Raw genomic sequence first — 505 nt, forward strand, 5'->3', positions numbered from 1 at the left:
TGTGGGGAATTGTTTCTTCACATCAGTCCCAATTTCGGAAAGAATTTGTTCAGCCATTCTGGTCGCTATACCAGGAATCGAATCCAATCGTGATATATCTTCTTGATGAGAGCTGACTCTGTCCGAAACTTCCTTATCAAGCATCTCGATTTGCTCAGTAAGAAAATCAATATGACCTAAAATGGTTTTTAACATGAGGCGTTGATGTGAATTGATATAACCTTTTAGGGCGAGTTCCAGTTCTTCTTTCTTCTTCTTCATGCTGCGTCGAGCGAAGTTTGCTAGTTTTTCTGGGTCTTCTTCACCATCGGCAATGGCATCAAGCATATCTCGTGCTGAAACACCCAACACATCTGAAACCACGGATCCCAATTTAATGTTCGCACCTTCTAACACTTTTTGGATTCGATTATGTTGTCTGGCACGCTCTTCAATAATACTTCGACGATATCGGACGAGTTCACGCAATTCACGTTGATTTCGGTCAGGGATATAACTGGCTTTA

1 protein-coding gene is annotated in these 505 nt (G+C 41.6%); it reads right to left on the reverse strand.

Annotation, left to right across the window (positions count from 1 at the left end):
- Window positions 1–505, reverse strand: a 505-nt coding sequence (locus ACSU6B_RS29370) for an IS110 family transposase (RefSeq protein WP_410889972.1), incomplete at both ends; no start/stop codon positions are given.

Source organism: Neobacillus sp. C211 (assembly GCF_051842875.1).
GTDB lineage: Bacteria > Bacillota > Bacilli > Bacillales > Cytobacillaceae > Neobacillus.